The sequence below is a fragment of the Ideonella alba genome (assembly GCF_018069875.1).
Taxonomy (GTDB): domain Bacteria; phylum Pseudomonadota; class Gammaproteobacteria; order Burkholderiales; family Burkholderiaceae_C; genus Ideonella; species Ideonella alba.
In genome coordinates this window covers 154754-168836 of the sequence record NZ_JAGQDF010000011.1, presented here as the reverse complement: position 1 = coordinate 168836, position 14083 = coordinate 154754, and the positions used below count along the sequence as shown (strand labels likewise).

16 protein-coding genes are annotated in these 14083 nt (G+C 72.0%); 6 read left to right on the top strand and 10 right to left on the bottom strand.

Annotated features, from left to right (window positions below):
- Positions 1–36: 36 nt before the first annotated feature.
- Positions 37–960: an RNA polymerase sigma factor RpoH gene (gene rpoH / locus KAK07_RS18310; protein ID WP_210853211.1), complete on the bottom strand. Its 924-nt coding sequence runs from the start codon at positions 958–960 to the stop codon at positions 37–39.
- A gap of 226 nt (positions 961–1186) precedes the next feature.
- Between rpoH and KAK07_RS18305 the strand changes: the two genes are divergently transcribed.
- Together KAK07_RS18305 and KAK07_RS18300 are read left to right on the top strand one after the other, a co-directional pair.
- Complete coding sequence (locus KAK07_RS18305; protein ID WP_210862363.1) at positions 1187–2338, top strand: hypothetical protein; 1152 nt, start codon at positions 1187–1189, stop codon at positions 2336–2338.
- A gap of 90 nt (positions 2339–2428) precedes the next feature.
- A complete protein-coding gene (locus tag KAK07_RS18300) occupies positions 2429–3586 on the top strand; it encodes a hypothetical protein (RefSeq protein WP_210862361.1) in 1158 nt (385 codons plus the stop codon).
- 10 nt (positions 3587–3596) lie between these two features.
- On the opposite strand, the gene KAK07_RS18295 is transcribed toward KAK07_RS18300, so the two are convergent.
- The 4 genes from KAK07_RS18295 to KAK07_RS18280 form a co-directional block, all read right to left on the bottom strand.
- Positions 3597–4571: an NAD(P)H-dependent glycerol-3-phosphate dehydrogenase gene (locus KAK07_RS18295; RefSeq protein WP_210862359.1), complete on the bottom strand. Its 975-nt coding sequence runs from the start codon at positions 4569–4571 to the stop codon at positions 3597–3599.
- Positions 4572–4585: 14 nt separating this feature from the next.
- A complete protein-coding gene (gene secB / locus KAK07_RS18290) occupies positions 4586–5047 on the bottom strand; it encodes a protein-export chaperone SecB (protein ID WP_210853218.1) in 462 nt (153 codons plus the stop codon).
- A 130-nt stretch (positions 5048–5177) separates the two neighbouring features.
- Positions 5178–5438: a glutaredoxin 3 gene (grxC, locus tag KAK07_RS18285; RefSeq protein ID WP_210853508.1), complete on the bottom strand. Its 261-nt coding sequence runs from the start codon at positions 5436–5438 to the stop codon at positions 5178–5180.
- 110 nt (positions 5439–5548) lie between these two features.
- Entirely contained in the window at positions 5549–5956 is a 408-nt protein-coding gene (locus KAK07_RS18280) for a rhodanese-like domain-containing protein (protein WP_210853219.1), read from the bottom strand.
- Between the two features lie 103 nt (positions 5957–6059).
- Between KAK07_RS18280 and gpmA the strand changes: the two genes are divergently transcribed.
- Together gpmA and KAK07_RS18270 are read left to right on the top strand one after the other, a co-directional pair.
- The gene (gpmA, locus tag KAK07_RS18275) at positions 6060–6806 is read left to right on the top strand and encodes a 2,3-diphosphoglycerate-dependent phosphoglycerate mutase (protein ID WP_210802849.1); all 747 of its coding nucleotides are present in this window, start codon (positions 6060–6062) and stop codon (positions 6804–6806) included.
- A gap of 79 nt (positions 6807–6885) precedes the next feature.
- Positions 6886–7068 carry a hypothetical protein gene (locus KAK07_RS18270; protein WP_210802848.1) on the top strand — a complete coding sequence of 61 codons (183 nt, stop codon included), beginning with the start codon at positions 6886–6888 and terminating at the stop codon, positions 7066–7068.
- A 7-nt stretch (positions 7069–7075) separates the two neighbouring features.
- Here KAK07_RS18270 and KAK07_RS18265 read toward each other — a convergent pair whose 3' ends face one another.
- Positions 7076–7726 (bottom strand): NAD(P)H-binding protein, encoded by a 651-nt coding sequence (locus tag KAK07_RS18265; protein ID WP_210862357.1) that lies wholly within the window; start codon positions 7724–7726, stop codon positions 7076–7078.
- A 73-nt stretch (positions 7727–7799) separates the two neighbouring features.
- On the opposite strand from KAK07_RS18265, the gene KAK07_RS18260 reads away from it, so the two are divergent.
- Both KAK07_RS18260 and KAK07_RS18255 read left to right on the top strand, forming a co-directional pair.
- A complete protein-coding gene (locus tag KAK07_RS18260; protein ID WP_210862355.1) occupies positions 7800–8732 on the top strand; it encodes an aminotransferase class IV in 933 nt (310 codons plus the stop codon).
- Entirely contained in the window at positions 8729–9469 is a 741-nt protein-coding gene (locus tag KAK07_RS18255; protein ID WP_310740749.1) for a sulfotransferase-like domain-containing protein, read from the top strand. The genes KAK07_RS18260 and KAK07_RS18255 overlap by 4 nt, the downstream gene beginning before the upstream one ends.
- Before the next feature lie 9 nt (positions 9470–9478).
- Here the strand turns inward: KAK07_RS18255 and KAK07_RS18250 are convergent, their stop codons facing one another.
- From KAK07_RS18250 to malG, 4 genes are read right to left on the bottom strand one after another with little or no spacing between them, the layout of a single operon-like run.
- Positions 9479–10237, bottom strand: a complete 759-nt coding sequence (locus KAK07_RS18250; RefSeq protein WP_210862354.1) for a sugar nucleotide-binding protein — start codon at positions 10235–10237, stop codon at positions 9479–9481.
- Positions 10234–11865: an alpha-glucosidase gene (locus KAK07_RS18245; protein ID WP_210862346.1), complete on the bottom strand. Its 1632-nt coding sequence runs from the start codon at positions 11863–11865 to the stop codon at positions 10234–10236. The genes KAK07_RS18250 and KAK07_RS18245 overlap by 4 nt, the downstream gene beginning before the upstream one ends.
- Entirely contained in the window at positions 11862–13196 is a 1335-nt protein-coding gene (locus KAK07_RS18240; RefSeq protein ID WP_210862344.1) for an alpha-amylase family glycosyl hydrolase, read from the bottom strand. The genes KAK07_RS18245 and KAK07_RS18240 overlap by 4 nt, the downstream gene beginning before the upstream one ends.
- Complete coding sequence (malG, locus tag KAK07_RS18235) at positions 13193–14083, bottom strand: maltose ABC transporter permease MalG (protein WP_210853232.1); 891 nt, start codon at positions 14081–14083, stop codon at positions 13193–13195. Before malG ends, KAK07_RS18240 begins: the two co-directional genes overlap by 4 nt.

Genomic DNA, 14083 nt, shown 5'->3' with positions numbered 1-14083 from the left:
GTCGGGGCCGTCGTCACAGCGCGGGGCGGACCCGGGTCAGGCCGCTTCCAGGGCCTTGCGCATCTTCTTCAGCGCCGCCACCTCGATCTGGCGGATGCGCTCGGCGCTGACGCCGTACTCGGCGGCCAGTTCGTGCAGCGTCATGCCGCCGCTGCTGTCGTCGTTGACCTTGAGCCAGCGCTCCTCGACGATGCGGCGGCTGCGCGCATCGAGCTGCTCCAGCGCATGCGCCACGCCGTGGGTGGACAGCGCTTCGCGGCGGCGCGATTCCAGCACGCGGGTGGGCTCCTGGCGCTCGTCGGCCAGGTAGGCGATCGGGGCGACGCTGTCCTCGCGGTCGTCGTCCTGCGGCTCCAGGGCCACGTCGGCGCCGGCCAGCCGGGTCTCCATCTCGACCACGTCCTCGGGGCGCACGTCCAGCTCGGCGGCCACGCGCGCGACCTCGTCGGCCGACAGGGCCTGGCGGTAGGTGTCGCCCTCGGCGGCGTCGCTCTTGAGGTGGCGCTTCATCGAGCGCAGGTTGAAGAACAGCTTGCGCTGGGCCTTGGTGGTGGCCACCTTGACCATGCGCCAGTTCTTCAGGATGTACTCGTGGATCTCGGCCTTGATCCAGTGCAGCGCGTAGCTGACCAGGCGCACGCCCTGTTCAGGGTCGAAGCGCTTGACCGCCTTCATCAGGCCGACGTTGCCTTCCTGGATCAGGTCGCCCTGCGGCAGGCCGTAGCCCAGGTACTGGCGCGACACCGCCACCACCAGGCGCAGGTGCGACAGCACCAGGCGGCTGGCGGCCTGCAGGTCGCCCTCGTCGCGCAGCGCGCGGGCGAAGCGGGTTTCCTCTTCCTGCGTCAGCAGCGGCAGCTGGTTGACGGCCGAGATGTAGGCGTCCAGATTGCCGAGCGAGGGCACCAGGGCCCAAGGGTCACGCAGGGCGACGGCGGTGGCAGTGGAGTGCTGGGTCATGGCGAAGTTGGAGAGGCACGAGGCCCGTTGGTTCCAACAATATTAGCACTCTTGGCAAATGAGTGCTAAGCGCGGGTTCGCCTGCGCCGGCGAGCGGCGAGCGGCGGCGCCAGCGTGCTGGAAAGCCCTGAGCAAATTTCTCCTGGAGAACTCTTGAAGATTCTTTGAGAACGGCCTAGAGTGGCTGCCATGCAAGGGCGCACCCGGCGTCCTGGAGGATCTCGCGATGCACACATCCCCCCTGTCAGCGCTTGGCCGCTGTTTCGGCCTGCGCCAGGCCGCCACCGCGCTGGCGCTGGCCGCCGGCCTGCTGCAGCCCGCCGCACCGGCGCTGGCCAAGCCCTACACCGTGATCGGCGACGGCTGGGTCACCGACCTGTCGGCCGACGGCCGCACCGCCACCGGCCAGCTGTCGGCCGACTTCCAGACTTTCCGCTGGCGCGCCGAGGACGGCCAGGTGCCGCTGGGCCGGGCCACCACCGCGATCGGCCTGTACAGCGGCACGCCGGCGATCTCGGCCGACGGCGAGGTGATCGCCAGCAGCATCCTCGACGACAGCGGCCAGTTCGGCATCCAGGGACGCTGGACGGCGGCCACCGGCTGGCAGGTGCTGTGGCCGCTGCCCCGCGACGCCGGCCAGATGGACCTGGACCAGGCGGGTGTCTACGGCATGTCGGGCAACGGAAAGGTGGTCACCGGCCTGTACTGGCGCGCCGGCAAGAAGGACGGCCTGGCGCACGGCAGCGCCTGGACCGCGCGCAAGGGGGTCAAGGACCAGGGCAGCGGCGGGCGGTCCAGCCGCATCGACGATGCCAACCACGACGGCCGCGTGATGGTGGGCTGGGACGAGCACCTGGAATGGGGCATGCGCCAGGCCGCGGTCTGGATCCACGGCCAGCGCCAGCTGCTGGAACTCAGCGACTGGCCCAGCGAAGCCGCCGCGGTGGACGCGGCCGGCACCCGCATCGTCGGCCAGGCCTGGGACGCCAGCACCGGCGTCGAGTCGGCGGTGATGTGGACGGCCGACGGCAGCGGCGCCTGGCAGCGCCAGCTGCTGGGCGTGCTGCCCGGCACCGAATGGGACGGCTCGGCCTATGCGCTGGGCCTGTCCGATGACGGCCAGGTGGTGGTGGGCTTCGGCCGCACCACGTTCAGCCCGCAGTCCTCGGGCTGGGTCTGGACGCCGGCCACCGGGCTGATGGAGGCACGCGCCTTCCTCAGCGCCCAGGGCATTGACCTGCCCAGGCGCTACCAGGTCTTCGAGGTCAGCGCCGTCAGTGGCGATGGCCGCACCCTGGCCCTGGCCACGCTGGACCGGCAGATCCCGGGCAGCTACCGCGCGCTGCTGGTGCGCCTGCCTCGTCCCGCCGCCCGCTGAGCCCCCCTGGAAGCGCTGGATGTATCCGTTTGTACGCCTCGATTGCTGGGGACAATAGGCGGCAGGCGCCAGGCAGAGCGCACCCCACCCATGAATGACCGACTCCCGGACGCCACCACCGTCGTGCAGCAGCTGCGAGCCACCCTCGGCCCGCTGATGGATGCGCACGCCGGACGGCCGGCGCGCGGCGTGCGGCTGACCCGTGAGCTGGGCCTGGACAAGAGCCTCGCCAGCCGCCTGGTGCGCGCCTGTGCCAGCGGCAGCGATGGCGAGTTCGTCCACCACCTGCCCTCGCCCACCGGGCTGCGCAAGCTGCTCGACGCCGCCCTGGGTCGTGGCAGCGACACCGCCAGCGCCGCTGCTGCGGTCGACGGCTACCAGCAGCTGCTCGACAGCCTGCCCGGCAGCCGCCAGACCCTGGAAGCGCAGCTGGGCTGCGGCTCGCGCCTGGTGCGAGAACGCCTGGGCCATGCCTCGCGCCAGGCGGTGTTCAAGGCCCAGTCCTACCTGTTCGGCCACGGCTGCGACACCATCGCCTCGGCGCTGTTCCTGTGGCCCTCGGCCGAGGGCCCCTGGGTCGACGCGCTGGAGGTGCACCGCCGCCGCGGCCTGTGGCGGGTGCAGCCGGACGTGGCCGTGCCGCTGCTGAGCGTGATGCCGCGCACCGCCGCCACCGACGGCACCACGATGGCCCCGCTGCACGGCCAGGGCGATCCGGCCGACTACCTGCTCGGTCCGGCGGTGGCGCTGCAGGTCATCCAGGACGGCCCGGTGACCACGCTGGTGCTGCCGCCCGAGCTGGACCCGCTGCCCGACGCGCTGGACACCGCCTACCAGGTGCGCCACGCGCTGCCGCTGGCGCGGGCCGAAGGCTGGCAACGGCTGCGCAACTACATGCTGCACACGCCCTGCAAGCGCGTCTGGCGCGAGCTCTACCTGGCCCGCGACCTGTGGCCCGGCGCCCGCGCCGACACGCTGTTCCAGCTGCCCTCGCCCTCGGGGGTGCAACTGCCCGACGCCACCCCGGACCAACCGCACCACCGGCGCCTGGCCCTGCAGGCGCCCTTGACGGAGCTGGGCACCGACCCCCTGGCCACACCGCCGGACGAGCTGCCGGACCATGCGGCCGTGCTGCGCCACGCGCTGTCGCTGGCCGGCCTGTCCGGGCAGGCCTGGCGCGGCTGGCGCAGCGAGCTGGCCTACCCACTGCCGCTGGTCGAGATGCAGTGGCTGCTGCAGCCCGGCTGAGCCGGCGGCGCTATTCGGCCCGCGCCTCGCGGCGCATCAGCAGCTCCACCAGCTGGCGGGCATCCACCTGACCCTGCAGCAGCGCGTGCACGCCCTGCGCAATCGGCATGTCCACGCCCAGCGCCGCGGCGCGCTGCACCACGGTGGCCGCGCTGTAGACGCCCTCGGCCACATGGCCCAGGCGCTGCAGGATGCCGCTCAGATCCAGGCCCTCGGCCAGCAGCAGGCCGACGCGCCGGTTGCGCGACAGGTCGCCGGTGGCGGTGAGCACCAGATCGCCCAGCCCGGCCAGGCCGGCGAAGGTGTCGGTGCGGGCGCCCAGGGCCACGCCCAGGCGGGTCATCTCGGCCAGGCCGCGGGTGATCAGCGCAGCGCGGGCGTTCAGACCCAGCTGCAGGCCGTCGCACACGCCGGTGGCGATCGCCAGCACGTTCTTCACCGCGCCGCCCACCTCCACCCCGATCGGGTCGGTGGAGCTGTAGATGCGCAGCGCGCCACGGTGGAAGGCCTCGACCGCCCGCTCGCGCACCTGGGTCTCGGGACTGGCCACCACCAGCGCGGCTGGCAGGCCGGCGGCCACCTCCTGTGCGAAGCTGGGGCCGGACAGGATGCCGCAGGTCAGGCCCGGTGCGCAGGCCGCCGCGATCTCGTGGCCCAGCAGGCCGCTGCCCGCCTCGAAACCCTTGCACAGCCACAGCACCGGCGTCGGGCCCTGCAGCATGCCCAGCATGCCGCGCAGCGCCGCCATCGGCGTGGCCAGCACGCACAGGTTGGGGCCGGCCGCCAGCGCCTGCTGCAGGTCGGCGGTGACGCTCACGCGCGCCGGCAGCGGCACGCCAGGCAGGTAGCGCGCGTTCTCGCGCGCGCTCTGCATCGCGGCGGCCTGCGCCGGGTCACGGGCCCAGAGGCAGACCTCGTGCCACGAGGCCGCGGCCACCGCCAGCGCAGAGCCCCACGCGCCAGCGCCCAGGATGGCCAGACGCATCCGGGGTCAGGCGATCAGTTGACGGCGGGCGCGGCGCCGTCGCCGGCCGCCTGTTGCAGCTGGGCTTCGTACATGGCCTGGAAGTTCACCTCGGCCAGCAGGATCGGCGGGAAGCCGGCGCGCGTGCAGACATCCGACACGATGGCGCGCAGGTACGGGTAGACCATCTGCGGGCAGACCACGCCCAGGATGCCCTGGATCTGGTCTTCGGGCAGGTTGCGCAGCTCGAAGATGCCGGCCTGCTTGGCCTCAACCAGGAACAGCGTGCGCTCACCGATCTTGGTGGTCACGGTGGCGGTGACCGCCACCTCGTAGACGCCGTCGGCGATGCCCTCGGCGCCCATCGCCAGCTGGATGTCGACCTGCGGCTGTTGCTGCTCGAGCAGGATCTGGGGCGAATTGGGCTGCTCCAGCGACAGGTCCTTCAGGTACATGCGCTGCAGCTGGAACACGGGGGCGAGTTCTTGGTCGGCCATGGGGAAAGCTTTCTGCAAAGACGACAACGGCCGGCCGCCGGACATGGCGGCCAGCCTGGGTCAACCGCAGAGTGTAGCGCGCGGACCAGGCGGCCCGGCGGCAGCGCGGGAGGTGGCCGGGACCGGCCGCTCAGGCGCCCTGCAGCAGCGGCATCAGGCCACCGCGCTGGTCGAGTGCCACCAGGTCGTCGCAGCCGCCGACGTGGGTCTCGCCGATGAAGATCTGCGGGACCGTGCGGCGGCCGGTCAGGCTCATCATCTGGTCGCGCTGCACGGGGTCGAGGTCGACGCGGATTTCCTCGATCTCGGCCACGCCGCGCTGCGACAGCAAGGCCTTGGCCCGCACGCAGTACGGGCAGACCTGGGTCGTGTACATCTTGACCTTGTTCATGGAAGACACGCTGGTGGGTTCGGTCACCGGTATTGTCGGCGCGCCGCCGCAAGACTGCAGCGCAGCGCGCACAAAACCCTGGTCCGCCGACCCGGATCCGCCCGCGCCGTTCAGCCCTTGGCGCCGGTGACCACCGGCAGGCTGGCCTCGCGCCAGGCCCGCATGCCGCCGGCCAGCACGCGCACGTCCTGGTAGCCCTGCTTGCGCAGCACCGCCGCGGCGCGCTGGGCGCGCGCGCCCGAGGCACAGGTCACCAGCAGCGGCAGCGCCTTGTTGCTGGGCAGGCCCTTGGCCTCGTCCAGGCTGCCCAGCGGCACGCTGCGTGCGCCACCGATGTGGCCCTGCTCGAACTCGGCCGGCTCGCAGACATCGATCACCGTGGCCTTCTCGTGGTTCATCAGGCGCACCGCCTCGGCCGGCGACACGCCCGAGCCCCCTTGCAGGCTGCCACGCAGCAGCAGCGCGCCGGAGACGACGGCGACGAGGATCAGCATCCAGTTCTCGATCACGAATTGCACGGGGCAGGCCTTTGGAAAGTCAGGAAGAGCAAAGCGCCCGGATTATAGAATTCGGGGTTTGCACCAAGTCTGACGCGGGCCTTCACACCCGCCCTTCACCGCCATGTACAAGCTCGTGCTGATCCGCCACGGCGAATCGACCTGGAACCTCGAGAACCGCTTCACCGGCTGGACCGACGTGGAGCTCACGCCCACCGGCGTGTCGCAGGCCCTGTCGGCCGGACAGTTGCTGAAGGCCGAGGGCTATGAGTTCGACGTCGCCTACACCTCGGTGCTCAAGCGCGCGATCCACACCCTCAACCATGTGCTCGACGGCATGGACCGCGCCTGGCTGCCGGTGGTCAAGGACTGGCGTCTGAACGAGCGCCACTACGGCGGCCTGCAGGGCCTGAACAAGGCCGACATGGCCAAGCAGTACGGCGACGAGCAGGTGCTGATCTGGCGCCGCAGCTACGACACCCCGCCGCCCCCGCTGGACGCCGCCGACCCGCGCGGCCAGCGCCAGGACCCGCGCTATGCGCGCCTGGCCCCCGAGCAGGTGCCGCTGACCGAGTGCCTGAAGGACACCGTGGCCCGCGTGCTGCCCTGCTGGAACGACACCCTGGCCCCGGCGATCCGTGCCGGCCAGCGCATCGTGCTGGCCGCCCATGGCAACTCGATCCGCGCGCTGGTCAAGTACCTGGACGACATCAGCGACGCCGACATCGTGGGCCTGAACATCCCCAACGGCATTCCGCTGGTCTACGAGCTGGGCGCTGATCTCAAGCCGATCCGCAGCTACTACCTGGGCGATGCCGCCGCGGCGGCCGCCGCCGCCGCCGCGGTCGCGGCCCAGGGCAAGAAGGCCTGAACCAGCGCCCGCTGCGGGCCGCCACGGCGGCCCGCGTCCGTGCGATCATCGCGGCACGCCACCCCCGGAGGAGCCCGCGATGCAGACCCTCGACGAGATGCTGGAGCGCCACCTGCTGAGCCCGGCGCAGCACGCCGAGATCCGCGACTGGGTCATGCGCGAGCGCACCCCCGAAGGCATCCTGGCGATGCCCGAGCACCTGTGGCGCCGGCTGGAGCTGGCCTGCGTGCTGATGGGCGGCGTGCCGGGCGACCCGGCCTGAGACCCGCTCAGCGCGGGCGCCGCAGCGCCCCGGACAGCAGCACCTGCCGCCCCTGCACCGTGGGCACGCCCGCCCGCAGGGCGGCCGCCACCGCCGCGGCCGGGATCGGCCGGTAGTTCGCCGGCACCAGCGGACCCAGCCAGCGGCCCAGCGCCGAGGCCCAGCGCTCACCCGGCCGCTCGGGCTGGCCCAGGGCCGCGCGGTCACCCTCCAGCATTGATGGCCGGGCGATCAGCAGCCCGTCGAAGGGCAGCGCGGCCAGCGTGTCCTCCAGTTCGCCCTTGACCCGGCTGTAGAAGACCGCCGAGCGCGCATCGGCACCCATCGCGCTGACCAGCCCGGCTCGGCGCGCTCCCGCCGCCAGCGCGGCACGCGCCACGGCCAGGTTGGCGTCGAAGTCCACCGCGCGGAAGGCGGCCTGGCTGCCTGCCACCTTGATCGTCGTGCCCAGCGCCAGGTAGACCTCGTCGCTGGGCGGCAGCGCGGGCAGCGCAGCAAAATCCACCACCAGGGCCTGCAGCCGCGGGTGTGACAGCGTGGCGGGCCGGCGGCCCAGGCTGATCACCTGCGCCACGCCGGGATCGGCCAGCAGCCCCTGCAGCAGGTGCTGGCCCACCAGGCCGGTGGCGCCGGCCAGCACGACAGTGCGTCCGCTCATCAGGGTCTCCTTCGCATGCAACAGGGTCCGGCCGCGTAGACTGCGGCGCATCACCAGTATCCCCCGCTTGACGATGGCCCAGAGCATCCACGACTTCCACGACGACCCGCGCAATGCGGACATCCGCATCTGGATCAACGGTCGGCTGTTGCCACGCGCCGAGGCGGTGGTGTCGGTCTTCGACAGCGGCTTCGTGCTGGGCGATGGCGTCTGGGAGGGCCTGCGCGTGGTGGACGGCGAGCCGGTCTTCCTGGCCGCCCATCTGGACCGGCTGTTCGAAGGCGCCCGCGCGCTGGCGCTGGACATCGGCCTGAGCCGCGCGCAACTGGCTGCCGCGCTGCGCGAGACCCTGGCCGCCAACGGCATGCACGACGGCGTGCATGTGCGGCTGATGGTCACGCGCGGCATCAAGCGCACGCCCTACCAGGACCCGCGCGCCTGCATCGGCAACGCCACCGTGGTGATCCTGCCCGAGTTCAAGCGCCCCAAGCCCGAGTTGCTGGCCCAGGGCCTGAAGCTGTTCACCGTGCATGTGCGCCGCGGCGCGCCCGACGTGCAGGACCCCAAGCTCAACAGCCACAGCAAGATCAACTGCATCACCGCCTGCATCCAGGCCACCGAGGCGGGGGCCGACGAGGCGCTGATGCTGGACCCGCACGGCTTTGTCGCCACCTGCAACTCCACCCACTTCTTCATCGTCAGGAAGGGCGAGGTCTGGACCAGCAGCGGCGACTACTGCCTGGGCGGCATCACCCGCGCCAACGTGCTGCAGGTCTGCCGCGAGGCCGGCATTCCGGCCTTTGAGAAGAACTTCAGCCTGACCCAGGTCTACAGCGCCGACGAGGCCTTCTGCACCGGCACCTACGCCGGTGTGGCGCCGGTGCGCTCGGTCGACGGCCGGGCCTTCGACATGGTGCCCGGCCCGATGGTGCAGCGCCTGCAGGCACTCTATGCCGACCTGGTGCGCCGCGACGTGGCCGCCGCCCGGGCCGGGAGCACGGCGTGACGCAGACCCCGCTGCGCGTGGCCATGTGGAGCGGGCCGCGCAACATCAGCACCGCGATGATGCGCTCCTGGGAGAACCGCGGCGACTGCGCGGTCAGCGACGAGCCGCTCTATGCCGCCTACCTGGCCGCCACCGGTCTGGACCATCCCGGCCGCGACGAGATCATCGCCCAGGGCGAATGCGACCCCGCGCGCGTGGTGGCCCAGCTGCTGGGCCCGGTGCCGGGCGGGCTGCCGGTCTGGTACCAGAAGCACATGGCGCATCACCTGCCGGCCGGCCTGGCCCTGGACTGGGTGGACGGCCTGCACAACGTGCTGCTGATCCGCGACCCGGTGCGGGTGGTGGCCTCCTACGTGAAGTCGCGCGCCGAGGTGGCGCCCGAGGACCTGGGCGTGCTGCAGCAAATGCGCTTGCTGGAGCACCTGCAGGCGCGCCACGGCCAGGTGCCGACGATCATCGACAGCGCTGACTTCCTGCAGCGCCCCGAGGCCCATCTGCGCGCGCTGTGCGCCCACCTGGACCTGGACTTCCGCCCCGGCATGCTGCAGTGGCCGGCCGGGCCGCGCGCCTCGGATGGCGTCTGGGCCCCGCACTGGTACGCCGCGGTGTGGCGCTCCACCGGCTTCGAGCGGGCGGCCGACGAGGCCCCCGTGCTGACGGGACACGCCGCCGAGGTGGCCGAAGCCTGCCGCCCTGCCTACGAGCAGCTGCGCGCGCTGCGCTGGCGCATCGACTGAGTCGCGTGCTCAGGCCCGCGCCAGGGCCAGCCGTTCGCTCAGCGGCGGCAGACGCAGCGCGCCGCCCTGCAGCCGCTGGTCGTGGCGGTAGCCGTCCACCGCCTGCACCCGCCAGTGGTCGCGGCCCGCGGCGCGCGCCAGGGCGCGCGCGATGCGGTCGAAGCGCCAGCCGTCGCCGGCATTGCTGTCCAGGTGCAGCACGCCCGGCAGCGGATCCTGCAGCAGCTGGGCCAGCGCCTCGACCGTGTCGTCGATGAAGGAACAGGCCGGTCGCCAGTGGCGGCTGGCCTCGATCACGCCCTGCTCCTGCTGCCAGCGCTCCAGCGTGGCCAGCATGGTGTTGCCGCCACGGCTCAGGTCGATCTGCCAGCCCAGGCGGGCGATGCAGGCAAAGGGGTGGGCGCGGCGGATGGCGTCCTCGCAGACGATCTTGCCGCGGCCGTAGGCGTCGCGCGCCGTGCGCGTGTCGCTGGGCTGGTGGGGCCCGTCGGGCTGGGCGTCGAAGACCATGGCGGTGCTGGTGAACACGAAGGGCCGGTCGCCCTGCGCCGCCCACCAGGCCATCCAGCCGGCCCAGTGCGCATCGCCCGTGGCCAGGTGGGCGATGGCATCGGGGCGCACCTGGTCGAGCCAGGCGCGGCCGGCGGTCTCGTCGTCCACCGGCTGGCGCGCCCGGTCCCAGCCGATGACCTCGTGGCCATCGGCGCGCAGGCGCGCCGCCAGCACCGGCGCCAGCGTGCCATTCAGGCCAGTCACCAGGACTTTCATGCGTTCATCCCCTGTGGGCGCAGCACAGCCACGCCAAAGGGTGACAGCGGCACCCGGTCCAGCCGCTGCGGCGCGGCGATCGGCGGGCTGGCCAGCAGCACCTCGGCGGTGGGGCCGGTGCCTGCGGGCAGGCCCTGCACGGCCACCTCGCAGGCCTGCTCGCCCCAGTTCAGCAGCACCAGCGCCAGCGTGCCGTCCGCCGAGCGGCGGCCGAACGCCAGCACCGAGCTCTGGTCGGCGTGCAGCGGCCAATGGGCGCCGGCGTGCAGCGCCGGGTCGTCCCGCTTGAGGGCGATCAGCGCGCGGTACCAGTGCCACAGCGAGTGGGGGTCGGCGCGCTGCGCCGCCACATGGCGATCACCCCAGGTGCGCGGCAGCGGCAGCCACGGCGTGCCCAGGCTGAAGCCGGCGTGGGTGCCAGCGTCCCACTGCATCGGCGTGCGGGCGCGGTCGCGTGGGTCGGCCCGGGGGCGGCTCGGGCCCAGCGGCGCGGCGGCCAGCTCGGCGTCGGGCAGGTCGCCCATGCCGATCTCCTCGCCGTAGTAGACCAGGGCGGTGCCACGCTGCAGCAGCGTCATGGCCGCCGTCAGCCGGGCGATGGCGTCGTTGTGCACGCCGTCGCCAAAGGCGCTCCACTGGCGCCAGTGGTCGTGGTTGCTGAAGAAGCTCACCGGCGTGCGGTCGTGCAGCAGCGCCTGGGTGTCGTCGATCAGCCGCTGGAAGAACGGCGCATCGCGCTGCCAGTGGCGCGCGTAGACGAAGTTCATCGGCAGTTGGATCTCGTCGCCCTGCTCGCCGTAGGCGGCGCGCAGCTCGGTCAGGGTGTCGGTGGTGGACTCGCCCAGCAGCACGCGCTCATCGTCGAAACCGGCGTCGAACTCGGCCAGCACCGCGCGCAGTTCGCGCAGCACGCCGTGGTTCTCGGGCCGGTTGCTGTTGAAGGGCTGCAGCGGCCAGGGGGGCTGCCGGTCGGGGTCCGGGTCGTCCGGCCAGTCGGGGTCCTCGAAGAGGAAGGCGGTGGCGTCCAGGCGAAATCCGCTGGCACCGCGGCGCAGCCAGAAGCGCGCGACATCGGCCATCGCCGCGCGCACGCCCGGGTGGTGCCAGTTCAGGTCGGGCTGCTGCGGCAGGAAGGCGTGGTAGTACCACTGGCCGCTGCGCGGCTCGTGCGTCCAGGCCGGGCCGCCGAACACCGAGCGCCAGTTGGTGGGCGGGCCGCCATCGGGGGGGCCATCGCGCCAGACATACCAGTCGCGCCGCGGGTGCTGGGGCGAGCTGCAGGCCTCGCGGAACCAGGGGTGCTGGTCGGAGGTGTGGTTGAGCACGAAATCCACCAGCAGGCGCATGCCGCGCTGCCGGGCCTGGCGCACCAGCGCGTCCCAGTCGGCCAGCGTGCCGTACTCGGGCGCCACATCGCAGTAGTCGCTGACGTCGTAGCCGAAGTCGGCGTTGGGCGAGGGGAAGAAGGGCGTGATCCAGATCGCCTGCACGCCCAGGTCCCGCAGGTCGTCCAAGCGGCTCGCCAGGCCCGGCAGGTCGCCGATGCCGTCGCCATTGCTGTCCTGGAAGCTGCGCAGGTAGACCTGGTAGATGACCGTGTCCTGCCACCAGGGCGCGGCGCTGGTCATGGCGCGTCGATCTGCCAGGCCCAGGGCGCCAGGCGCTGCACCCCGGGCAGCGCCGCCAGCGCCACGTCCTGCGGCTGGTCGCTGACGTTGACCACCACCGTGACCTGGTCGCTGCCCTGGCGGCGGCGGAAGGCGAACACCGCGGGGTTGCCGGCGTCCAGCAGTTCGACGTCGGCGCCGTACTGGCCGTTCCACAGCGCCGGGTGCGCATGCTTGAGCGCCAGCAGCCGGGTGTAGAGCGCCTCGTGCGGGAAGCTCGACAGATCCATCGTGTCCTTTTCGAAGAAGGCCAGGCGCTTGCGCAGCCCCGCCTCCTGGCCGCCCAGGATCAGCGGCATGCCGGGCAGCGTGGCGGCCAGCACCGCCATCGCCGGGAAGGCGTCACCGTAGAGCTCACCGTCGTGGCCATGCCAGGAGTTGTGGTCGTGGTTGCTGGTGAAGCGCATCCGGTAGGCGCTCTTCGGGAAGGCCTGGCCGGCCTTGCTGAGCGGCGGCTGGCGCACCCAGGCGGCCAGGTCGCGCGCATCGGCCTGGCCCTTGGCGACCTTCGTGAGCACGTCCGTCAGGTCCCAGCCGTAGGTCATGTCGAAGGCCCGCTCGTGCAGGTCCACCTCGGACCACTCGGCCAGCATGAACATCGGCTTGATCGCGTCCAGCTCGGCGCGTGCGTGGTCCCAGAAGTCGGTGGGCACCAGGCCGGCCACGTCGCAGCGGAAGCCGTCGAAGTCGGCCTCGCGAACCCAGAAGGCCATCGCGTCGATCATCGCCCGGCGCAGCGCGGCGCTGGCGTAGTTCAGCGCCACCACATCGGTCCAGTACTCGACCTGCGGCGTGCCGGCATTGAAGGTGACCGGGAAGATCCGGCCCTTCGCATCGAGCTTGTACCAGTCGGTGTGCGCCTGGGTCCAGGGGTGGTCCCAGGCGGTGTGGTTGGCCACCCAGTCGAGGATCACCTTGAAGCCCATCGCGTGCGCCTCGCGCACCAGCGCCCGCGCATCGTCCAGCGTGCCGAACTCGGGGTTCACCGCGGTGTAGTCGCGGATCGAGTAGTAGCTGCCCAGCGTGCCCTTGCGCTCCTGCAGGCCGATCGGCTGGATCGGCATCAGCCACAGGATGTCCACGCCCATGCGGCGCAGCCGCGGCAGGTGGGCCATGAAGGCGCGCAGCGTGCCCTCGGGCGTGTACTGGCGGATGTTGACTTCGTAGATGTTGGCGCTGCGGGTCCAGTCCAGGTGGGTCTGGGCGGCAGGCAGGGCGGCGTGGCTCATCGTGGGCAGGCAGGCAAGGACCGGCGTCAGCGACGCGGCCAGGTTGAAGTGGCGGCGCCTCATCCCTTGACGCCGCCGGCGGCCAGGCCGGCGATCAGCCAGCGCTGCGCCAGCAGGAACACCGCGGTGATCGGCAGGCCCGAGAGGATGGCGGCGGCGGCGAAGTCGCCCCAGCGGAAGTTGTGCTCGTGCACGAAGAGCTTGGCGCCCACGGCCAGCGTCAGCTGGTCCTGCTGCGTCAGCAGCACCGAGGCCACCGGGTACTCGATCACCGCGCCGATGAAGGCCAGCAGGAAGACCACCGCCAGAATGGGCAGCGCCATCGGCAGCAGCACGCGCCAGAAGGTGGTCCAGGTGCCGGCGCCGTCGACGCGGGCGGCCTCCTCGATCTCGGTGGGCAGGGTGTCGTAGTAGCCCTTGATCGTCCACACGTGCATGGCGATGCCGCCCGAGTAGGCCAGCACCAGCGAGGCATGGGTGTTCAGGCCGATCGCTGGCACGGCGGCGCCCAGGCGGTCGAAGATGGCGTAGATCGCCACCAGCGCCAGCACGGCCGGGAACATCTGCATCAGCATCAGACCCGTCAACACCTGGCGCCGGCCCCGGAAGCGCATGCGCGCCAGCGCATAGGCGGCGGTGGTGGAGAGCAGCAGCGTGACCAGGCCCGACACCGTGGCCACCTTGACCGAGTTCCACAGCCAGCGCAGCACCGGCAGGTCGGGCTCGACGAGGCGGCCATCGGGCGCGGCGTAGGGCAGGCCCAGCACGTAGCGCCAGTGCTCCCAGCTGATGGTCTCCGGGATCAATGAACCGGCGGCGAAGTTGCCCGGCCGCAGCGACACCGACACCACCACCAGGAAGGGAAACAGCACCACGGCACACAGCGCCAGCAGGAAGGCGTGGGCGGCCAGCTTGCGCCAGCGCTGGGATCGGCTTTGGACGATGGGCAT